This window comes from Algorimicrobium echini (assembly GCF_900115185.1).
Classification (GTDB): Bacteria; Bacteroidota; Bacteroidia; order Flavobacteriales; family Flavobacteriaceae; genus Algorimicrobium; species Algorimicrobium echini.
Genome location: NZ_FOVN01000007.1, coordinates 67064 through 89122 on the forward strand (window position 1 = coordinate 67064; position 22059 = coordinate 89122).

General features: G+C 33.3%; 23 protein-coding genes and 1 tRNA gene. 9 read left to right on the plus strand and 15 right to left on the minus strand.

The genetic code is table 11. The features are described 5' to 3' along the window. Window positions 1–61: 61 nt before the first annotated feature. Window positions 62–4363, plus strand: a complete 4302-nt coding sequence (rpoC, locus tag BM239_RS13720; protein ID WP_092209612.1) for a DNA-directed RNA polymerase subunit beta' — start codon at window positions 62–64, stop codon at window positions 4361–4363. Window positions 4364–4420: 57 nt separating this feature from the next. Then, window positions 4421–4738: a DUF3467 domain-containing protein gene (locus BM239_RS13725; protein ID WP_092209614.1), complete on the plus strand. Its 318-nt coding sequence runs from the start codon at window positions 4421–4423 to the stop codon at window positions 4736–4738. A gap of 270 nt (window positions 4739–5008) precedes the next feature. Here BM239_RS13725 and BM239_RS13730 read toward each other — a convergent pair whose 3' ends face one another. Then, window positions 5009–5239, minus strand: coding sequence for a (4Fe-4S)-binding protein (locus BM239_RS13730; protein ID WP_092209616.1), 231 nt, complete (start codon window positions 5237–5239; stop codon window positions 5009–5011). Between the two features lie 138 nt (window positions 5240–5377). Beyond that, window positions 5378–6967 carry a peptide chain release factor 3 gene (locus BM239_RS13735; protein WP_092209618.1) on the minus strand — a complete coding sequence of 530 codons (1590 nt, stop codon included), beginning with the start codon at window positions 6965–6967 and terminating at the stop codon, window positions 5378–5380. Between the two features lie 125 nt (window positions 6968–7092). Between BM239_RS13735 and idi the strand changes: the two genes are divergently transcribed. From idi to BM239_RS13760, 5 genes are all read left to right on the plus strand, one after another. Next, window positions 7093–7617 (plus strand): isopentenyl-diphosphate Delta-isomerase, encoded by a 525-nt coding sequence (idi, locus tag BM239_RS13740; protein WP_092209620.1) that lies wholly within the window; start codon window positions 7093–7095, stop codon window positions 7615–7617. Continuing rightward, a complete protein-coding gene (locus BM239_RS13745) occupies window positions 7617–8027 on the plus strand; it encodes a 6-pyruvoyl trahydropterin synthase family protein (RefSeq protein WP_092209622.1) in 411 nt (136 codons plus the stop codon). The genes idi and BM239_RS13745 overlap by 1 nt, the downstream gene beginning before the upstream one ends. Beyond that, window positions 8028–8999 (plus strand): type I phosphomannose isomerase catalytic subunit, encoded by a 972-nt coding sequence (locus BM239_RS13750; RefSeq protein WP_092209624.1) that lies wholly within the window; start codon window positions 8028–8030, stop codon window positions 8997–8999. It abuts the gene before it with no gap. A 94-nt stretch (window positions 9000–9093) separates the two neighbouring features. Beyond that, complete coding sequence (locus BM239_RS13755) at window positions 9094–9363, plus strand: hypothetical protein (RefSeq protein WP_066251171.1); 270 nt, start codon at window positions 9094–9096, stop codon at window positions 9361–9363. A 60-nt stretch (window positions 9364–9423) separates the two neighbouring features. Next, window positions 9424–9497 (plus strand) — tRNA-Thr (locus BM239_RS13760). Window positions 9498–9577: 80 nt separating this feature from the next. On the opposite strand, the gene BM239_RS13765 is transcribed toward BM239_RS13760, so the two are convergent. From BM239_RS13765 to BM239_RS13800, 9 genes are all read right to left on the minus strand, one after another. Beyond that, on the minus strand, window positions 9578–10147 hold the full coding sequence (locus BM239_RS13765) for a hypothetical protein (protein ID WP_092209627.1): 570 nt from the start codon (window positions 10145–10147) through the stop codon (window positions 9578–9580). Window positions 10148–10514: 367 nt separating this feature from the next. Continuing rightward, window positions 10515–11210 (minus strand): DUF4369 domain-containing protein, encoded by a 696-nt coding sequence (locus tag BM239_RS13770; protein ID WP_092209629.1) that lies wholly within the window; start codon window positions 11208–11210, stop codon window positions 10515–10517. Between the two features lie 52 nt (window positions 11211–11262). Further along, window positions 11263–12570 carry a DUF819 family protein gene (locus BM239_RS13775; RefSeq protein WP_092209631.1) on the minus strand — a complete coding sequence of 436 codons (1308 nt, stop codon included), beginning with the start codon at window positions 12568–12570 and terminating at the stop codon, window positions 11263–11265. A gap of 55 nt (window positions 12571–12625) precedes the next feature. Continuing rightward, entirely contained in the window at window positions 12626–12811 is a 186-nt protein-coding gene (locus BM239_RS13780; protein ID WP_092209633.1) for a type II toxin-antitoxin system antitoxin, read from the minus strand. Window position 12812: 1 nt separating this feature from the next. Beyond that, on the minus strand, window positions 12813–13748 hold the full coding sequence (locus BM239_RS13785) for an alpha/beta hydrolase (RefSeq protein ID WP_092209635.1): 936 nt from the start codon (window positions 13746–13748) through the stop codon (window positions 12813–12815). A 2-nt stretch (window positions 13749–13750) separates the two neighbouring features. Further along, window positions 13751–13909 carry a DUF4177 domain-containing protein gene (locus BM239_RS15330; RefSeq protein WP_143094932.1) on the minus strand — a complete coding sequence of 53 codons (159 nt, stop codon included), beginning with the start codon at window positions 13907–13909 and terminating at the stop codon, window positions 13751–13753. A 66-nt stretch (window positions 13910–13975) separates the two neighbouring features. Then, window positions 13976–14836, minus strand: coding sequence for an SPFH domain-containing protein (locus BM239_RS13790; protein WP_092209637.1), 861 nt, complete (start codon window positions 14834–14836; stop codon window positions 13976–13978). A 233-nt stretch (window positions 14837–15069) separates the two neighbouring features. Beyond that, window positions 15070–15993 (minus strand): alpha/beta hydrolase, encoded by a 924-nt coding sequence (locus BM239_RS13795; RefSeq protein WP_092209786.1) that lies wholly within the window; start codon window positions 15991–15993, stop codon window positions 15070–15072. 372 nt (window positions 15994–16365) lie between these two features. Continuing rightward, on the minus strand, window positions 16366–16965 hold the full coding sequence (locus BM239_RS13800; protein ID WP_092209639.1) for an alpha-ketoglutarate-dependent dioxygenase AlkB family protein: 600 nt from the start codon (window positions 16963–16965) through the stop codon (window positions 16366–16368). 32 nt (window positions 16966–16997) lie between these two features. On the opposite strand from BM239_RS13800, the gene BM239_RS13805 reads away from it, so the two are divergent. Continuing rightward, complete coding sequence (locus BM239_RS13805; protein ID WP_092209641.1) at window positions 16998–17672, plus strand: M15 family metallopeptidase; 675 nt, start codon at window positions 16998–17000, stop codon at window positions 17670–17672. Between the two features lie 11 nt (window positions 17673–17683). On the opposite strand, the gene BM239_RS13810 is transcribed toward BM239_RS13805, so the two are convergent. The 4 genes from BM239_RS13810 to BM239_RS13825 form a co-directional block, all read right to left on the minus strand. Next, window positions 17684–18037, minus strand: a complete 354-nt coding sequence (locus tag BM239_RS13810) for a DoxX family protein (protein ID WP_092209644.1) — start codon at window positions 18035–18037, stop codon at window positions 17684–17686. Continuing rightward, complete coding sequence (locus tag BM239_RS13815; RefSeq protein WP_177209050.1) at window positions 18030–19004, minus strand: carboxypeptidase-like regulatory domain-containing protein; 975 nt, start codon at window positions 19002–19004, stop codon at window positions 18030–18032. The genes BM239_RS13810 and BM239_RS13815 overlap by 8 nt, the downstream gene beginning before the upstream one ends. Before the next feature lie 83 nt (window positions 19005–19087). Beyond that, window positions 19088–20329 (minus strand): DEAD/DEAH box helicase, encoded by a 1242-nt coding sequence (locus tag BM239_RS13820; RefSeq protein ID WP_092209646.1) that lies wholly within the window; start codon window positions 20327–20329, stop codon window positions 19088–19090. Between the two features lie 270 nt (window positions 20330–20599). After that, on the minus strand, window positions 20600–21142 hold the full coding sequence (locus BM239_RS13825; RefSeq protein WP_092209648.1) for a hypothetical protein: 543 nt from the start codon (window positions 21140–21142) through the stop codon (window positions 20600–20602). 299 nt (window positions 21143–21441) lie between these two features. Between BM239_RS13825 and BM239_RS13830 the strand changes: the two genes are divergently transcribed. Next, the gene (locus BM239_RS13830) at window positions 21442–22056 is read left to right on the plus strand and encodes an MCP four helix bundle domain-containing protein (RefSeq protein ID WP_092209650.1); all 615 of its coding nucleotides are present in this window, start codon (window positions 21442–21444) and stop codon (window positions 22054–22056) included. The last annotated feature ends 3 nt before the right edge of the window (window positions 22057–22059 follow it).

Genomic DNA, 22059 nt, shown 5'->3' on the forward strand with positions numbered 1-22059 from the left:
AAACAGTATTCAGTTTTTTAAAACTGGATACTGACGACTAAAAACTGAAGACTTAAAAAACATGGCAAGAAAACAAGATAAGAATACAGTACAGAGGTTTAACAAAATCTCCATTGGTTTAGCATCACCAGAGTCTATTTTAGCAGAATCTCGCGGTGAAGTTCTAAAGCCAGAAACTATCAATTATCGAACTCATAAACCAGAACGTGATGGTTTATTCTGTGAGCGTATTTTTGGTCCTGTAAAGGATTACGAATGTGCCTGTGGAAAATATAAGCGTATTAGATACAAAGGTATCGTATGTGACCGTTGTGGTGTAGAAGTAACAGAAAAGAAAGTACGTCGTGATCGTGTTGGACACATTAATTTAGTAGTTCCAGTAGCGCACATTTGGTACTTCCGTTCGTTACCAAATAAAATAGGTTATTTACTTGGTTTACCATCTAAAAAATTAGATATGATTATTTACTACGAACGCTACGTAGTAATTCAACCAGGTATTGCAAAAAATGCAGAAGGAGAACCTGTTCAGAAAATGGACTTCCTTACTGAAGAAGAATACTTAAACATATTAGAAACCCTACCAAAAGAAAATCAATATTTGGACGATACAGATCCAAATAAATTCCTGGCTAAAATGGGTGCTGAATGTTTAATTGAACTTTTATCGCGTATCAATTTAGATGAATTATCATTTGAATTACGTCATAAAGCAAATACAGAAACATCTAAACAACGTAAAACAGAAGCTTTAAAGCGTTTACAAGTTGTTGAAGCTTTACGTGAATCTAACGAAAACCGTGAGAATAAGGCTGAATGGATGATTATGAAGGTTATTCCAATCATTCCACCAGAATTACGTCCATTAGTACCTTTAGATGGTGGTCGTTTTGCAACATCAGATTTAAATGATTTATACCGTCGTGTTATTATCCGTAATAACCGTTTAAAGCGTTTAGTTGAAATCAAAGCGCCAGAAGTTATTTTGCGTAACGAAAAACGTATGCTACAGGAATCTGTAGATTCATTATTCGATAATACTCGTAAATCTTCTGCTGTTAAAACAGATTCTAACAGACCATTAAAATCATTATCCGATTCATTAAAAGGTAAGCAAGGACGTTTCCGTCAAAACTTACTTGGTAAGCGTGTTGATTATTCTGCACGTTCGGTAATTGTTGTTGGACCAGAATTAAAATTATTTGAATGTGGATTGCCTAAAAATATGGCAGCAGAATTATACAAGCCTTTTGTAATTCGTAAATTAATTGAAAGAGGTATTGTTAAAACTGTAAAATCTGCGAAGAAAATTATAGATAAAAGAGAGCCAGTGGTTTGGGATATCTTGGAAAATGTTCTTAAAGGACACCCAGTATTACTAAACCGTGCGCCAACGCTTCACCGATTGGGTATTCAAGCTTTTCAACCAAAATTAATTGAAGGAAAAGCCATTCAATTGCATCCATTAGTTACTACAGCATTTAATGCCGATTTTGATGGTGACCAAATGGCTGTGCACTTACCGTTAGGCCCTGAAGCCATTTTAGAATCGCAAATGTTAATGCTAGCATCGCATAATATTTTAAATCCAGCTAATGGTTCGCCAGTAGCAGTACCTTCACAAGATATGGTACTTGGTTTATATTATATGACTAAAGAGCGTAAATCAACAGACGAAGTTAAAATTAAAGGTGAAGGCTTAACGTTTTATTCTCCAGAAGAAGTGGTGATTGCTTATAACGAAGGTCGTGTAGACTTAAATGCTGCTATTCGCGTGAGAACTTATGCTTTTAATGAAGCAGAAGAGTTAACATTACAAGTCATTAATACCACAGTAGGTCGTGTATTATTTAACGATAAAGTACCTCATGCAGCTGGTTACATTAATGAAGTATTAACTAAAAAATCACTACGAAATATTATTGGTGATATTTTAAAAGTAACAAGTGTACCAGAAACAGCTGCTTTCCTTGACGAAATTAAAACTTTAGGTTATAAATTTGCTTTCCAAGGTGGATTATCATTTAGTTTAGGTGATATTATCATTCCACCAGAAAAACAATCTATGATTGATGGTGCAAATGTTAAAGTTGATGGTATTATGGCCAACTATAATATGGGTCTTATTACCAATAACGAACGTTATAACCAAGTTATTGATATCTGGACATCTACGAATGCTGAATTGACTGAGTTGTCTATGAAGCGTATTCGTGAAGACCAACAAGGTTTCAACTCGGTATATATGATGCTTGATTCTGGAGCTCGTGGATCTAAAGAACAGATTCGTCAGCTTACAGGTATGCGTGGATTAATGGCGAAACCAAAGAAATCGACTGCAGGAGGTGGAGAAATTATTGAAAATCCAATTCTTTCTAACTTTAAAGAAGGTCTATCCATTTTAGAATACTTTATCTCTACTCACGGTGCACGTAAAGGTCTTGCCGATACGGCTCTTAAAACTGCCGATGCAGGTTACTTAACACGTCGTTTGGTAGATGTATCTCAAGATGTTATTGTTAATAGCGTTGATTGTGGTACGTTACGTGGAGTAGAAGTTACTCCATTAAAGAAAAATGATGAAGTTGTTGAAACCTTATCAGAACGTATTTTAGGTCGTATTTCATTAAATGATGTTTACAACCCATTAACAGATGAGTTATTGGTTGGTGCAAACGAGATGATTGATGAAGTTATTGCTAAAACAATCGAAAATTCTCCAGTTGATGCCGTTGAAGTTCGTTCAGCATTAACCTGTGAAGCCAAACAAGGTATCTGTGCTAAATGTTACGGTCGTAATTTAGCAACAGGTAAAATGGTTCAACGTGGTGAAGCTGTTGGTGTAGTAGCTGCGCAATCTATTGGAGAACCAGGAACACAGTTAACACTACGTACCTTCCACGTGGGTGGTATTGCAGGTAACATTTCAGAAGAAAACAAACTAATTGTTAAATTCGATGGTATAGCAGAGATTGACGAGCTTAAAACTATTAAGGGTGAAGACTCGGATGGTAACGAAGCTAATATGGTTATTTCTCGTACTTCTGAATTAAAATTAATAGATAAGAAAACAGGTATTACTCTAAGTACTAATAATATTCCTTACGGTTCCACTATTTTCGTTAAAAATGGTGACGTTCTGAAGAAAGGAGATGTTGTTTGTTCATGGGATCCTTATAACGGTGTTATTATTTCAGAATTTGCTGGTAAAGTACGTTATGAAAACATTGAGCAAGGTGTAACCTATCAAGTAGAAATTGATGAACAAACAGGTTTCCAAGAAAAAGTAATTTCTGAATCTAGAAATAAGAAGCTTATTCCTACGCTTCATATTGAAGACGCAAAAGGAAATGCTATGCGTTCTTATAACTTACCAGTTGGTGCGCACTTAATGATTGATGAAGGTGAAAAAATTAAAGTTGGTAAGATTTTAGTTAAAATCCCTCGTAAATCTGCTAAATCTGGTGATATCACAGGTGGTTTACCTCGTGTTACAGAATTATTCGAAGCACGTAACCCATCCAACCCAGCTGTAGTTAGTGCTATAGATGGTGTGGTGTCATTTGGTAAAATTAAGCGTGGTAACCGTGAAATTATTGTAGAATCGAAACTAGGTGAAGTTAAGAAGTACTTGGTTAAATTATCAAACCAGATTCTTGTTCAAGAAAATGATTTTGTTAAAGCAGGTATGCCGTTATCAGACGGTTCTGTAACACCTAATGATATTTTAAATATTAAAGGCCCTTCAGCAGTTCAACAATATTTAGTAAACGAAGTACAAGAAGTATATCGTTTGCAAGGTGTGAAAATTAATGATAAACACTTTGAGGTGGTTGTAAGACAAATGATGCGTAAAGTTAGAATCATGGATTCTGGTGATACGACATTCTTAGAAAACCAATTGGTTCATAAAGCTGACTTTATTGAGGAAAATGATGAAATTTTCGGAATGAAAGTAGTAGAAGATCCAGGTGATTCTGTAAATATTAAAGCAGGTCAAATAATATCTCCACGAGAGTTACGTGATGAAAATTCTCTGTTACGTCGTGAAGATAAGAAGCTTGTTGAAGCACGTGATGCACAACCAGCTACAGCTACGCCAATTTTACAGGGTATTACAAGAGCATCATTACAAACTAAATCGTTTATTTCTGCAGCGTCGTTCCAAGAAACAACTAAAGTTTTAAACGAAGCAGCCGTAAATGGTAAAGTAGATACACTTGAAGGTCTTAAGGAGAATGTTATTGTAGGTCATAGAATTCCAGCTGGTACTGGTATGAGATCTTATGAAAACATAATTGTAGGATCCAAGGAAGAGTTTGATGAAATGATGCAAGCTAAACAAGAAGTTAATTATAACTAATTAATAAACTGAAAATAGCGTGAAGAAATTCACGCTATTTTTTTATTACATACTATTATGAGTGATAATCCAAATCAAAAAAAACAGGGACAAATAAATATTGAAATTGATGAGAAAGTAGCCGAAGGAACTTATTCAAACCTAGCTATTATTAATCATTCTGTTTCAGAATTTGTGGTGGATTTTGTTAGTGTTATGCCTGGCACACCAAAGAGTAAAGTAAAATCCCGTATTATATTAACACCACAGCATGCCAAACGCCTGTTAAAGGCTTTGGGCGAAAATGTTTCGCGATTTGAAAATGCACATGGTGAAATCAAAGATTACGAGCAACCGCCAATTCCATTAAATTTTGGGCCTACAGGTCAGGCTTAAAACTTAAATTATAATTTAAAAAGATGATTAGGAGATAGCGGTTCTCGACATATTTTATAAGAGCAACCGCCAATTCCATTAAATTTTGGGCCTACAGGTCAGGCTTAAAACTTAAATTATAATTTAAAGATGATTAGGAGATAGCGGTTCTCGACATATTTTATAAGAGTAACCGCCAATTCCATTATACTTTAAGCGGGTCTTAAGCAATATTAAAAACAAAAAAAGCCTTATTAATTAAGGTTTTTTTGTTTTTAATAATCTTGCCAATTAACATGCTTCTTTTTTATTTAAACAAAATTGTAAGGCTCCAGAAGGACACCTTTTAACTTGAGTAATAATATTTTCATTGGAATCTGCCTCTAAATCTATCCAAGGAATAACAGATTGCCTAAATACATGAGAGAGTTCTAAAGCACAGCGCTCAGCGTTTGTGCAGATTGATGGATTGTAGGTTACAGTAATATCTTTATTACTAAAAACATGGTGTTTTGCTTTCATAGTAATCACAATTTGGGTTATGATGTCACTAAATGATTTTAGAACGTGTTTTAAAAAATAATATTATATCGATTAAAAGTATTAAAAATTCGATTAAAAGCAAATATTTTATCTACTTTTCGATAATCGGGCATTTTTTTAATCAAATTCAGATGTGTAATGGAATTTAATATTAGGATATTTCTGTTGCGTCATCTGAAGTGAGAACGGTGAGTCTGCTAAAAACACCAATTGATTTTGCTTGTCTTTCGCTAGAAAGCGTTGTTTAACACGTAAGAATTCTTTGTATTCTTCACTTTTTTTATCCTTAGCCTCAACCCAACAAGCTTTATGTACGTTCAAATTTTCATAGGTACATTTAGCGCCATACTCATGTTCTAATCTATATTGGATAACTTCATACTGTAAGGCACCAACTGTCCCAATTACTTTACGACCATTGAGTTCTAAAGTGAACAACTGCGCGACACCTTCATCCATGAGCTGATCGATTCCTTTGTACAATTGCTTGGATTTTAAAGGGTCGGCATTATTAATATATCTAAAGTGTTCTGGACTAAAACTAGGAACACCTTTGTAATTTATCTGTTCACCTTCGGTTAAAGTATCACCAATTTTAAAATTTCCAGTATCATGTAAACCCACAATATCGCCAGGATAAGATACATCTACAATTTCTTTCTTTTCAGCAAAGAAAGCATTTGGGCTTGAAAATTTTAATTTTTTATTGTTTCTTACATGTAAATATGGCTTATTACGTTCAAATTTTCCAGAAACAATTTTAATAAAAGCTAGACGGTCACGATGATTGGGATCCATGTTGGCGTGAATTTTAAAGACAAAACCAGTAAAATTCTTTTCATCGGGTTTTACCAAACGTTCTTCACTTTGTTTTGATCTAGGTTTTGGAGCTATATCCACAAAACAATCCAGTAATTCACGTACTCCAAAATTATTTAAAGCAGAACCAAAAAATACAGGCTGTTGCTGTCCACTTAAATAACTATCTCTATCAAAAGCTGGATAAATCCCTTCCACTAATTCTACTTCTTCACGAAGTGTATTAGCCGCTTTTTTGCCTATTAACTCATCAATTTCGGACGATTGTAAATCAGAAATTTCTATTGTTTCTTCAATATCTTTTCGGCTATCACCACTAAATAGGTTGATATTCTTTTCCCATAAATTATAAATACCTTTAAAATCATAACCCATTCCTATAGGGAAACTCAAAGGAACCACGCTCAATCCTAATTTCTGCTCAACTTCATCTAATAAATCAAAAGCATCTTTACCTTCGCGATCCATTTTATTAATGAAAACAATCATCGGAATGTTTCGCATCCGGCAAACTTCCACTAATTTTTCAGTTTGTTCCTCCACACCTTTAGCCACATCAATAACAACAATTACGCTATCAACTGCCGTTAGAGTTCTAAATGTATCTTCTGCAAAATCCTTGTGTCCAGGCGTATCTAGAATATTAATTTTAATACCGTCATATTCAAAAGCTAAAACCGATGTTGCTACGGAAATACCACGTTGGCGTTCAATCTCCATAAAGTCACTAGTAGCACCTTTTTTTATTTTGTTACTCTTTACGGCACCTGCCTCCTGAATAGCACCACCAAATAGTAGTAATTTTTCAGTTAGGGTTGTTTTTCCGGCATCTGGGTGCGAAATAATACCAAAAGTACGACGTCTGTTTATCTCTGATGTAAAACTCATAATCTGTTTTAAAATGGGTAGCAAAGATACTATTTATAAACGCAAAATATGATACGCATTTCTGGCTTTTTAATTTTATGATAAGTTTGTCGTATTTTTAATTTTTTGATTGGTATTTTTACGGTATGATTGAAGAACAAGTAATTTTAGTAAATGAAAACGATGAGCAAATTGGGCTTATGGGCAAAATGGAAGCTCATGAAAAGGCCTTATTACATCGTGCATTCTCGGTTTTCATATTTAATGATAAAAATGAATTAATGATTCAGCAACGTGCCATGCACAAGTATCATTCGCCTGGTTTATGGACCAATACCTGCTGTAGTCATCAACGTGCTGGCGAGAGCAACATTGAAGCTGGTAAGCGTCGTCTTCAAGAAGAAATGGGGTTTGTAACCGATTTAACAGAATCAATTTCATTTATATATAAAGCACCTTTTGATAATGGTCTAACCGAGCATGAATATGATCATATTATGATAGGCCATTTTAATGAATTGCCCAACATTAATCCTGATGAAGTTGCTGCTTGGAAATGGATGAGTTTAGATGCTGTAAAAGCTGATATGAAAACACAACCTGATTTATATACGGCTTGGTTTAAAATTATTTTCGAAAAATTCTATGAACACATAAATATTACGGGATAATGAAAGTTACTGTTAGTAGAAAGGCACATTTTAATGCGGCGCATCGCTTATACCGTAAAGACTGGTCTGACGAAAAAAATGACCAAATTTTTGGCAAGTGTAATAATCCAAATTTCCATGGACATAATTATGATATGATTGTTAGCGTTACGGGTGACATTGATCCAGAAACGGGATATGTTATAGATGTGAAAATTTTAAAGGATTTAATTAAAACTGAAATCGAAGATGCTTTCGATCATAAAAACTTAAATTTAGATGTTCCAGAATTTCAAAATTTAAACCCAACCGCTGAAAATATTGTCGTCGTAATTTTTAATAAACTACGCAAACATTTGGCTAAGACTTTAGATTTAGAGGTAACGCTATATGAAACACCTCGGAATTTTGTAACCTATTCAGGCAAATAAATGAAAAGTCCGCTATATCCTATTAAATTTACACCTATTTTGAAAGATAAAATTTGGGGAGGTGAAAAATTGAAAACAATTCTCAATAAGCCCTCAACGCTAAAAAATATTGGTGAAAGTTGGGAAATTAGCGATGTGGAAGGTGATACTTCTATTGTAGCAAATGGCAGCTTAGAGGGGCAATCCTTAAAGCATATATTAAGTACCTATCAAGCTGATTTAATTGGAAATAAAAACTACAAACAATTTGCCAATACCTTTCCATTGCTCATCAAATTTATAGATGCTAAACACGATTTATCCATTCAGTTACACCCCAATAATGCATTAGCTGCCAAACGTCACAACTCTTTTGGGAAAACCGAAATGTGGTATGTTATGCAAGCCGATCCAGATTCAAATTTAATTGTTGGATTTAATCAGCCCATGAGTTCAGAAATTTATTTGAAGCATTTAGAAAATAAAACACTACCTGAAATTTTAAATTTCGATACGGTTAAAACAGGAGACACCTATTTTATTGATGTAGGCCGTGTACATGCCATAGGAGCAGGAGTTTTGTTAGCAGAAATTCAACAAACTAGTGATATTACATATCGTGTTTACGATTGGGATCGTGTGGACAACGCCGGAAAACAACGCGAACTTCATAATGATTTGGCATTGGAGGCTTTCGATTTTAATATGCCAGATAACTTTAGAGTTAATTATTTAAAAGCAGAAAACAAAACGAACACCATGGTAAGCTGTCCTTATTTCACTACTAATTACTTAAAACTTACCAAAACCATATCGAAAACAAATACTCAAGACTCGTTCCTTGTTTACATGTGTGTTTCAGGGCAGGTTACCGTTAAATCAAATGGGTTCAGTACGCATTTACAAACTGGCGAAACGGTTTTAGTCCCAGCAATTTTAAAGACTATTGAATTAGTAACAGATCATGCCATATTATTGGAGGTTTATGTGTGATTTAAAGATTAATTCTTTTGTTTTAAAGCACCTATCTAAATGTCGGGAATACAATTAAATTACCTACTTTTGTAAAAATTTTAAAACTACTATTATGGCAAATAAAAGAGACCTAAAAAAAGACATTAATTACGTGTTAGGTGATATTATAGAAGCGGTTTATGTTTGGGAATATTCAAACACTGACAAAGACACAAAAAAGAGTGAAGCAATTATTGACGAAGCAATTGCGACTTTTGATACCTTAATTGTTAAAGTTAATGATAGGAGTGTGGAAGATAAAAAAGCACACTTTAAAGCTATTAATGCAGAACTTGAAGAAAAAGGTCGTGCGTTAATTGAAAAAATTAACAAATTAGGATAAAAAAAATAGAAAAAAATAGTTGCACATGTAATTTTCAAGATTATATTTGCAGCTTCTTTTGCCGATGTAGCTCAGCTGGCTAGAGCAGCTGATTTGTAATCAGCAGGTCGTGGGTTCGAGTCCCTCCATCGGCTCTTAAACAAAAACTCCAAACTATTTCTAGTTTGGAGTTTATTATTTAGAATTTTGTTTTACGGCGTGTGTTTTATACTAATTATACTTTTTTATTTAAAGGAATAGTAATTCCAACTGCTAGAGCGCCAGTATATTGTTGAACGGCAGGTTGAAAGTAGTAAGAGAATCCAAGATCTACATTATTATTTCGTCCCAATTCCAACCCAAATGCAAAGGGAATATGATAAATAATTCCACTTTTTTCAATATTATCATAAGCAGTAACCGTTTGAAATTTCCCAATGGATGTGCCAATGCCAATTTCAACATAAGGAGCAACCCATGGAATTGGTGCTTTTACACGTACTTTTCCGCCCAATAAAAACGCTTGAGATTCTACACGCTCATTGATAGGTTTATTGTTCAAGTCTTTATCTGTTGCGTTTGTTAAAATAAATCCTGCATACGGTCTAAATTCAACCCATGAAGCAGCTTTTAATATAAGTTCACTTTGTATGAAGAAACCGCCAGACGCACTATTTTCAATAGTGTTATAAGGAGCACTAATGCCATAACCTATTTGAGCATTAATGGATTTCTCTTTTATAAATTGAGCTTCTACAAAATTTGAGGATATAATTAGAATAGATATAATCAGTATTTTTTTCATAGTGTTAAGTTGCTAATAATCGGTTTTTAGGGGTTTGTTTGGATAATAGAAAGTTATTTAAAGTTGTACTTTGTGATGTAATTGAAATCACAATACTTATTTAACTTTAGAGTCTTTATTTGTAATTAAGAGGGCTTGATAATCATTAGGGGCATTATTTATATATTCCCAATAATTTTAGTTGAAATCAATTTTACTTGTTGTAATTGAACCGAGTCAAGTTTTTAGTTATTTAATAATTGAAAAAGGCGCTAATAGTTGAAGAATTAATTCAATTATTTTTTGTGAGTTTTACGTGTATCTAGTGGTTAAGTTTGGCTTTTGCTATTTCTCTGTTTTGGTTGTAATAATGCTGACATTTTTATTACTAATTACTCTTTCGATCCTTGATATAAGCATCCAATTCCTTACCGTATTTAGAAGCTTTGATTTCTGGTGTTAAAGCATTATTAATTGTGTCTAACCATTTTGTTTGTGCATCATAAATTTCAGTTAAGGCTACATAGGGTGCTACTTCACTGTCTTTGTTTTGTATGGCAAAATTTACGGTATATAAATACTTGCTTTTTAGAAGATTTTGATACGCTTTCATATTATCGGCAACAAGTGTTGAGTCATTTTGGCTTTTAGCATCTATTTCAGCTTTAATTAACTCCAGATTTTTATCATTATAACGATCCATCATTTTTAAATAGTTTTCAAAAATGACTTGTTGCTTGGATCCTTTTATTTCTGGATTTAATTCAAAGTTTTTTAACGTTGTATTTATCTCAGTTACACCTTTATCTGCAAAAAAGGAAATTTTGCCGTAAGCATCTTTATTGGTTTTGTTTAAATGCAGAAAAAACACTTCAGGAGATTCTAATTCCGCATGAAGCTCGAAATTGGAATTACCATTTATGGTTAATGAGTCGACCGTAATTAGGGTAGAGTCCTGGATTTTCTGTAGGTAGAGTGTGCCCTTTTTTAAATCTTTTACGGTGCCTTTAACGGTTAAATCATGTTGGTCTTTTCCACATGAGACTAGTAGAAAAAGAGCGAATACTATGAATGAATATTTCATTGTTTTATTTTGAATTTTAGGGCGCAAATATCTTATAATTATTTTTTAAATACTAACCAACCGCTGCTAATCGCATTAAAATTGTGCAACCAATTGCAGCAATGGTTCCTATAGCGTAACCAAATACGGCAAGTAAGACGCCAACTGTAGCTAATGATGGGTGAAAAGCAGATGCTACAATAGGAGCTGAGGCGGCACCACCAACATTGGCTTGACTTCCAACAGCTAAAAAGAAATAAGGTGCTCTAATAATTTTAGCTACAATAATCAGTAATACGGCATGGATACTCATCCAAATTAAACCAACAGCAATTAGTCCTGGATTATCAAAAATTGATGCCAAATCTATTTTCATACCAATAGAAGCTACTAGAATATATATAAATACAGACCCATATTTACTAGCTCCAGCACCTTCGTAATTTTTAGCTTTTGTAAAAGACAGCAAAATGGCAATTAAAGTAGCAATACTAATCATCCAGAAGAATTGCGAATCTAAAAATGTAAAGGTGTTTCGTAGTGTTTTGGATTCGATACCGCCTACCACATCAGTGAAAAATGGAGCTAAAAAATTTGCACCAATATGAGCTATACTTACTGTACCAAAAGCAATGGCTACAATAATCATGATATCTGTTAAAGTGGGATTGCGAGTCACACTTTTTGAAAACGATGTGACTTTGTCTTTTAATGCTTCAATAGCTGAATTATCAGCACGTAACCATCTATCAATAGCTTTGGAGCGCCCAATACCTATTAAAATTACAGCCATCCATATGTTAGCAACTACGATATCAACAAATACCATTTTCCCATATTCAGATTGGTTGTATTGATATATTTCTAACATAGCAGTTTGGTTGGCGCCACCACCTATCCAGCTTCCTGCAAGTGTTGATAAGCCTCTCCAAACTGCATCAGGTCCAGCACCACCAACAGTTTCAGGTGATACCAAAGAAATGAGAAGAATAGCAATAGGCCCACCAATTACAATACCCAATGTTCCTGTTAAAAACATGACTAATGCCTTCCAGCCTAAATTAAAGACGGCCTTTAAATCGATGCTTAAAGTCATTAATACCAAGGCTGCTGGTAGTAAATACCGACTTGCCATATAATATAAACTGGTACTTTCTTTGGTTATTTCGCCAGCTTCGTTTATGGTTTCCCACTCTGGAGCAATTAGCCCAGTGGTAGTTAATACAGCAGGTAACATATATGCCATAAATAAACCTGGAACTATTTTGTAGAATTTAGGCCAAAAACCTGTTTTTATGGATTCCGTATAAAAAATGAATCCGAGTGTGAGCATTAAAAGTCCAAAAACAATGGTATCATTCGTAAAAAGTGGTTCTTGCATGGTTGGTTATTTTAAGCTGCAAAATACCAAAATAAACGGGTTAAAAAAAGCAACTTTAAGAGTCGCTTTTATTTGGTGTGTTTTTTTTCGATTTAGGTAACCTATTATTTTCTTTTAAGCACTGCTTTAGCATCCATTCAATTTGGCCATTGGTACTCCGAAACTCATCAGAAGCCCATTTTTCAACGGCTTTGAGCATCTCTTCATTCATTCGTAATGCAAAAGCTTTCTTTTTGGACATGCTATTTTTTTATAAATGTTTCCAGAATGCTAATGAGTGTTTCTGATAATGGATAATCTGGAGATTTATAGGATTTCTCATTGTCTTCATCCTCATTTATGTGTTTTAACACATGATTCATATTGGGAATAATTACTAATTCAGACTTTGGGTTTGCTTGATGTAAACCTTCAGCATCACTTTCAAAAACTTGCAAATCTTTATCACCATTTAAAATTAAAATCGGAATTGAGAGTTTCTTTAGTTCTTCGGAAGGATTATAACTCATCCAAGAATTAAAAAATTTTTGATTTGGTTTAACAAAAATAGCTGCTAATTCCGAATCTACGTTTTCTATACTTCCCGTTTCTCGTAATTCTTTAAAATGTGCTTCTGCTTTTCGGCCTAATGTGTCATTTTGAATTTTTAATTGTTTGGTCATGATTACATCAATAGGTTCCGCTGGTCCAGCTAACGAAACATATTTATCTACGTAATCTGTGGTAGCCAACATAGCTACCAAAGAACCTTGACTATGGCCAATAAGTGTGATGCTTGAAAATCGATTATCATCTTTAAAATTATTGATGGCTATTTTAGCATCATCAGCAAAGCGAATAAAATCTAGATCTTTCATCATGAATCGTAAATTCAACCAATTGGCTGATCGTTTATCATATCGATAAAAAGCAATGTCCCGTTGATTTAAGCTGTCGGCTAACTGTTTGATATAGTTGGCATTTGCCAAACCTAATTGGTTTCCATTTCGGTCCACGTTTCCAGAGCCATGAATAAAAATAACTAATGGTTGCTGTTTTAGTTCTTTATTATAGGTTAAAGTGCCAGGAAGAATGATGCTATCGTTTTTTAGCATGATGTCTTCCGAAGCAATTGTTTTTTGCGCTATAATTAATTGGCTAGCACAAAGAAATATTAGCAATAAGTTGATTTTTTTCATAATTATCGGTTTTTATCACGTTCAAAAACAACACTCGTATAATTTTGAGCTATGTGGATTACACGCCAACCCTCACGACCATATTGGTTAATTAGGTCTTCAAAACTTTGCATGCGGTTGCGCCAACCTAACCGTGGCACTTCAACTTTGTATTCTTTCATAGGAATTAGAATTCTTGAGATTAACTTTTTTATGATTGAACATGCTTTTTTTAATTCAAATTGGCTTTACATGTTTAAGGTTCCAGCATTAACAATTGGTGATGCATCTTTATCACCACATAAAACAACCATTAAATTACTCACCATAGCTGCCTTACGTTCATCATCTAAATGGACAATATCTTTCTTGCTTAATTCGTCTAAAGCCATTTCAACCATACTTACAGCACCTTCCACAATTTTATGTCTAGCTGCAACGATAGCTGTAGCTTGCTGGCGTTTTAGCATGGCATTTGCAATTTCTTGCGCATAGGCTAAATAACCAATTCTAGCTTCTAATACTTCAATTCCAGCAATTGATAAACGCTCGTCTATTTCTTTTTCAAGCGCGACACTAACTTCATTCAAACTGGAGCGCAAAGTGATGTCTTCATCTAAACCTTCATCTGCAAAATTATCATACGGATACATACTGGCTAATTTTCTAACGGCAGCATCGGTTTGAACACGGACAAAATTTTCATAATTATCCACATCAAAGGCAGCTTTGTACGTATTTTGAACACGCCAAACTAAAATGGTGCTAATCATGACAGGATTTCCGAGTTTATCGTTGACTTTCAGGCGTTCGCTGTCAAAATTACTCGCTCGCAATGATATTTTTTTCTTGGTATAAAATGGATTCGTCCAATAAAATCCATTCTCTTTTATGGTGCCAACGTATTTCCCAAACAATAGTAACACTCGAGAACCATTAGGTTGTACCATAATAAAGCCAGGTGCAATAAATAATGCGATAACGACAACTGCAATGTAGGCTGGGTTTTCGGTGGTAATAGCGGTGGCAATGCTTCCAAAAAATAATACAAGGAATACAAACAACATTAAGTAGCCGTTTGCAGGTGATATAATTTTCTCTTCTTTCATGATTAGTTATTTAGTATGATATTAAAATGATATTATAAAGATATATATAAAATTATTATCCTACAAATCATTTTTGGCATGACTATTGAAATATAAATAGTGTTATTGTAACTTAACTTTAATTAGAGTGTGGTTACTTTAATTAAAAGCAATAACATTTCATATTTTTGGTTGGTTAGTAAGGAAAGCACTCTTTTTAGAGTGCTTTCTTTTTTCTTATAATAGGAAATATATTATTTTATAAAGGCTGTGAGTGCAAGTATAAGTTCAGGAGCTAAAGGACGAAAGGATTCTCCATAGGATTTTGAGTTTTCAAGATTTCCACCTTCAATAATGAATAGTACATGATTCATATTAGTGATAGTCTTTAAAGTACCGACTTTGGCAGCCTCATAGAGTTGATTTGCTTCTTCTGGAGATACTTGTAAATCTTTAGTACCATTGATAATTAAAACAGGAATATTGAGAGTTTCCATAATTTCAATTGGATTGTATTGCATCCAATCAGCTATAAAATCTTGCGTGTCTAAACTAAAAATATTAGAAAGTTCTTGCGGAAATTCGGTTGTGGTTTTTCCTGTTCTTAAAACGTTAAACACACGTTCGGCATCAGGCTTTAGTCTAGGAGCTGTTTGTTCTATTTGTTCTAAAATAACCTGGTCAATACTTTTTGCAGAGCCTCCTAGCGAAACAAGACCAGTAATATGCTCGTTGGCAGCCAACATTCCTATTAAACTACCTTGACCATGACCTATAATATATATGGCGTTGTAGTTTTCTTTTTTAACAAAATAATTTACGACGTCTTTAGCATCTTTTACATAGTCATCAAAAGTAAGTCTTGCATTTACACGACCTTTTAAAATTTGTTTAACTATTCGTTTGTCATATCTGAAAGACGTGATACCGTTTTCTGCCAAGCTAAAGGCTATTTTTTTTAAATTATTGTTTTTTTGAAAATTTTGATTTCCATTTCTATCGGTAGGGCCATAATCACCAATAATAATCGCTAAAATATTTTTACTGGCATCTTTTGGCTCTAATAGCGTGCCATCAACAAAGGGAGATACTTCAATTTCAGTTTGCGTTGTGGTTGGTTCTTGAGCTACGGTTTGAAAGGTTATGGAGAATACTAAAACAGAAATGAATAATTTCATAATAATGTTATTAAAATAGTAAAAAATGATTTCATTTAAACTATAACGTAAAATTACAATTTTTAGATATGTATTTGTGAACATTTTAAACCAAATATGATTTCAGAAAAAGTGTATTTCGTCGATTAAAAGTGATATTTAGTCGGTAAATGTTAAAATTATGTGCATTTCATCGAAAATAAATGTATTTAAACGTTAGTAATAAAAACTAATTTTATATTTGACCTGTACTAAAAGACATACTTTTTAGTTCAATGGATTAATTAATTAATATTTGCATTATGTCGTTGATACTAGAGACCCTAAATCTAACAGCATAATAATAAAGCAAATAAAAACGAAACCGAGGTTGAGGGACCTCGGTTTTTTTTGTTAGACTATTTTCCGAAACGTTAAATTAATTCGTTCGCCAACATTTTTTTTGGTTTTCGGGATTTGATGAAGCCAAAACTGCTGCATTTCTCCAGCCATAATAAGTAAACTTCCAGATTCTAATAGTAGCTTATGTCTTTCTGTTTTAATAGTCCGATGTTTATAATGAAAGTATCTAGAAGCCCCTAAACTCAAAGATGCAATTATAGGATTTTTACCTAGCTCTTTTTCATTGTCCGCATGCCAACCGTTACTATCATTTCCGTGCCGATACCTATTCAGTAAAACGGTTGTAAAGTTGGTGTTTGCTTCGTTTTCAATAGCTGTTTTAATATGTAGTAATTTGTCAGTAAAGGGTTGCGGTTGCATGATAATGTTAGAGTAAGAGTAGCTTTTTGTATTGTTTGCATATAAAGCGGTAAGTCGTGGTTGTAGATGAGTTTTTCCAAAAATAGTAATGGTATCTTGTTGCCAAGTACAATTTTCTAATAGGGAAACAAATAAATCATGAGCTTTTTGTGGAGTATAAAAATGCGGAATATAAATCAATTCAGCTTGCGGTAAATTAAAAACAGTTTTTTGGGAAGAAAATAAGTCCATCGTATATTTTTTTCTAAATTAGTGGATTGATTATGAAATACAAAGTTATAATAAGTCTTGTGGTTTTGGTAGGTCTAGCTTTTGCACAAAAGCAAACACTGCCAGAGGGTTTTGTGTACGGTAATTCTGTTATCCCAGATATAGATGTGGAATTACGCTATTATTCTACTAATAATTTTGTTGGTGATACCATAACTGGATACCATACAAATATCTTAATTGTAACCAAGCCTACTGCAGATGCTTTGAAAAAAGTTCAAGATGAATTAGCTCAACAAAATTTATGCTTACGTATTTATGATGCTTATAGACCACAGCGCGCTGTAAATCATTTTATAAGTTGGGCTAAAGATTTGGAAGATACCCGACAGAAAGCATCTTTTTATCCTAATGTAAAAAAGAAACATTTATTTCGTGATGGTTATATAGCATCTCGATCGGGACATAGTCGAGGTAGTACAGTAGATTTAACCATTATTGATGCCAATACGCTAGAGCCATTAGATATGGGTAGTCCTTATGATTTTTTTGGTGAACCATCTTGGGTTGCTTATCAGAATTTGTCTGACATTCAGAAGAAAAACCGACAATTATTACAACAGGTCATGCAAAAACATGGTTTTAGAAATTATCCACAAGAGTGGTGGCATTTTACTTTACGTGGTGAGCCGTTCCCGAAAACGTATTTTGATTTTGTGATTGAGTAGATTTTGAGATTTTACAGATACCCAAAAGCCCAATACATTAATCCAAACTGCAATGGAATCCGTAGAATTAAAATCCATTTAGGAATTCCTGCTGATGCTTCCTTGCTGAAGAGCATATAGAAATGCACCAATAAAAATGCCATTAACATGGTAATAATAGCATAAATGGCAAAGGCCTTCACGTCAGGAAAACAGATAGCTATTCCTAAAATTATTTCAGCTAATCCGCTCACATAAACCAAGGTTTTATGGCATGGCAAGTAACGAGGCATAATTCGTAAATACATTACGGGTTTTACAAAATGCAGGATACCAGCAATAACATACATAGCTGCCATAAGGTATAGGTGCCAAGGGTTATTCATCGTTATAAACTTTATACGTGAAGCCTATTCCGTAATTATTCAGACCTTTTTTTAGTAGTCCAGAATCTATATTGCCCTGTTTAAATTGGATCCAATTGTTGCCGTTTATAAACACCCGTTTAATATAGGTGTTATTAGAGTTTATCTCATCTGTAAATGGTAATAGTGGTCTGAAATTAGTTGGTATTTTTACGGTTCCTTCCGGACCCTTCAATTCTTTATATTTTTTGTTAGGGAGCAGCTTTCCAGTTTTATCAGTGTAACCCAAAACTTGAAGTGATACAAAAAATCCATCATTAGGAATGGTTATGTTGTAAGAATTAAGATCTAAATTATAAACATCACCTCCTTTTTCTGTAGCACGAAATACAATGTTTTCATAGGTTAAAACCTGTCCAGGAACACCGTTGTCATTTTTATATAGTTTAACCTTAAATAATGTTGAAAAGGGTTTTTTTTCAGCATTCTTACGGTTGCGTTTTTCCCAATCTTTAGATTCCAAGGTAATGGGAAAGTGAATAGTGCTTATTTTTGTTAGTTTTGAATCAGGATTATTAAAAAAAACGGCTATTTCAGATTCTATAGTTGGTAGCCAACATGAATAGTAATCGTCATCCAAATAGGGTTTTAAGGTTTCTTCTTTAAACTTTCTTCCTTCAGCAATTAGGATGACTTCATCTAATTCACTGACTTCTTCATCTAAAAAAATACTATTTTCCATGGTATTAGTGGCTACCTTTTTACTTTTGTAGCCTAGTGCAGAAACATACAAGGTATCTATATCAGCATATAATTTTTCGGTAAAAATAAAAAGACCTTCATCATCAGCAAATAAGCCTTGACCGTCTCCAAAGGATATGGTTGCATAAGAAATGGGTGTTTTAGATTTACTATCTTTAATAGTTATTTGCGCGATTCCCAATGAGGAGAAACATAAAAAAAATAAGATAAAATAGGGCTTAAGCATGAATATTTAATGGGTGTTAAAATTTAAAGATACAATTTATAACAATAAATGACGAACCAATATTACTTACAGCCTCTTTAGGGTTAATACCAGCGTTTTTTCTTTTTTTTGGAAGCCGCGCTTTTTCTACCTTTTTTATGTTTACTTCCAGAATCTTTAGATTTGTGAGTTATAGGTTTTGCTTTTGGATCTAATGGGTATGGATGACTTTCTTCAACAGGAATTGCTATTTGAAGTAATTGTTGAATGGTTGTAACATAGTTTTTCTCGTCTGCTCCACAAAATGAATAAGCCATTCCTGAACTGCCTGCACGACCTGTTCTACCTATTCGATGTATGTAGGTTTCTGGTATGTTTGGTAAATCGAAATTAATAACAGCATCTAGTTCACTAATGTCAATTCCGCGAGCCGCAACATCTGTGGCAATAAGAATATTAATTACGCCATTTTTAAATTTTTTTAAAGCTTCTTGCCTGTCGGTTTGGGTTTTATCACCATGAATGGTTTCAACATTATAACCGTTTTTAGTGAGTGCACTTTCTAATTTATCAACACCAAATTTTGTACGTCTAAAAATGAGAATACTCCCTTTTATGTTGTTGCGAAGTAAATGCAAACACAACTCAATTTTATGACGTTTGGGGACATAATACAATACTTGTCCAATGTTCTTGGCGGCTAAAGCTGTTGTTGAAACTTCAATACGTTCAGGCCATTTTAAAATAGTATTTGCTAATTGTTCTACTTTATAGGGCATGGTTGCAGAGAAAAGGAGAATCTGTTTTTCTTTTGGACACAGGTTGTCAATATGCTTGACATCGTCAATAAAACCCATGTCTAACATTAAATCGGCTTCATCTAAAACTAATATTTCAACTGCGCTTAAATTAATAACACCTTGTTTCTCTAAATCAATTAATCGGCCAGGTGTAGCGATTAAAATATCGACCCCTTTCATTAAGACATCCACTTGTGGTTTTTCTGAAATTCCACCAAAAATTACTGTTGTCCGCAAATTAGTATGACGACCATACGCTTTAAAATTATTGCCAATTTGTAAGGCTAATTCACGAGTAGGACTAACAATAAGTGCTTTTATGGTTTTATGGCCACGAGGTGCATCTTGCTTTTCAGACAATAATTGTAGAATTGGTAAAGCAAAAGCAGCCGTTTTTCCAGTTCCTGTTTGTGCAGACGTTATCACATCTTTTTTTGCTAAAACCTGCGGTATCGTTTGTAATTGTACAGCAGTTGGCTGTGTATATCCTTGTTCTTCAATAGCTTTTAAAAGCGGATTAATCAATTTTAAATCTTTAAACGACATCTGTTGCATATTTGAAGCAAAGATACATGAAAAGTTTGGTGTGGATTTAGATAATGTCTGTCTTTAGTTAATAAATGTCGTAATAGTTCCTGTTGTTGATAGGGGACGTACCGTGATTTGCTAGTGCGTAAGTTTATTATAAATGTAAAAATGATAACCAATACTCTTAAAATTCTAATTAAAGGGCAATAGTTTTATTCATCACTTCCTTAATTTACAAAGTGGCGTACATTTTTTGCTTAAAAAAAGGATTACATCATTGGGAATTTGTTAATTATCCAAATCATCGCGGATTATTTTGTATTTTTCCCGACGCTGTTTTTTTTGGTTTTTGGATTTATTTTTCGCATTTTCTTTTTTCTTATCTGTTTCAAACCACATATGATTTTCCGATAGTCCTGTACCTTGTTTAATCATGATACCATTGTAGGGACAGTTGTCATAACCGCAATTGTGTTTTGAATAGTCCCCAAAGTTTCGATGCTTAATTTTTTTATCCGATAGTATTTTTTCTTGATTTTCTCTAATCTCTTTCCAAGCCTGACGTTCGTCAGCAACGGTTAAATTCATACCCAAAGTAGTCAGTTCAAAGTATGTTTTTGGGTCCTTTAACTGATAAAAATTAAACGTTTTTTTGAAAATAGTATGTGCAAAATCTCTAACCTCCATACGTGTTTCCAAATCTAAATTCTCGTTTTCACAAATGGAACGATACAGTCCTAGCGTATTGAAATCTTTATATTGTTTATAATTTTCAATGATTAGAAAATACTCACTTTTATCTAATTGATTAAATTTCTTACCAATAGTCATTTTAATATTTTGAAGAAAGATTGCTTGCTAACAATATTTTTTGGTTCGGTATTAAAAATAGTGATTTTTATAGCTTTCACCATATTATTTTTAATTACAATTTAAAACAACGAGTTAATGGTTTTACGAAAAAGCTATTTTTTTTGTTCTTTTTCTTTGCATATAACTAAAAAAGAAACCAAAATGGATGATAATGATAGTATTCATTAAAAATATTGACGTTCTTTGTAAAACATTTTAGGCACAGTACGTGTAAAAGTGAAAGGTGTTTATAAATTCAACTATTTAAATAAATAAGTATGGCTTTTTTTAATAAAATTAAATGGGTTCTAGGCATTTTAATGGTTTTTGTATTGATTATTACCACGAATTTAATTGATAGAAATAACTTTCTCCGGGTTAAGGATTCGGTTACAACAATCTATGAAGACCGATTAATTGCTAACGATTTGATTTTTGAGATTTTAAGCCCAGTTCATGAGAAAGAAGTTGCCATAGCCTTATCAGACTCTTCTTTTTTTTCTAATAAAAATGCTGTTATAAATAGTAATATTCAGGGATTTATTAAACAATTTGAACAAACCAAACTGACGCGAGAAGAACAAGCCGTTTTTAGTGATTTAAAACGTAATATTTCAGATCTAAAGGTGGCAGAAACTGCTTATGTAGATTCTGGTTTTTCCAATAAAAATGAGGTTTTAAGTCAGATTTCAGCGGTAAATAAAAACTTGTATGAGTTGTCTAAAATTCAATTAAATGAAGGAAGTAGACAGATTTCCATTAGTAATAGAGCTATTGAGACGGTTGAATTATACACGCAAATTGAAATTTATTTCTTGATATTTTTAGCTATTGTAGTTCAAATAATTGTTATGTATAATCCTAAAAAGAAAGGTGTAGACGAATCTGAATAGTTG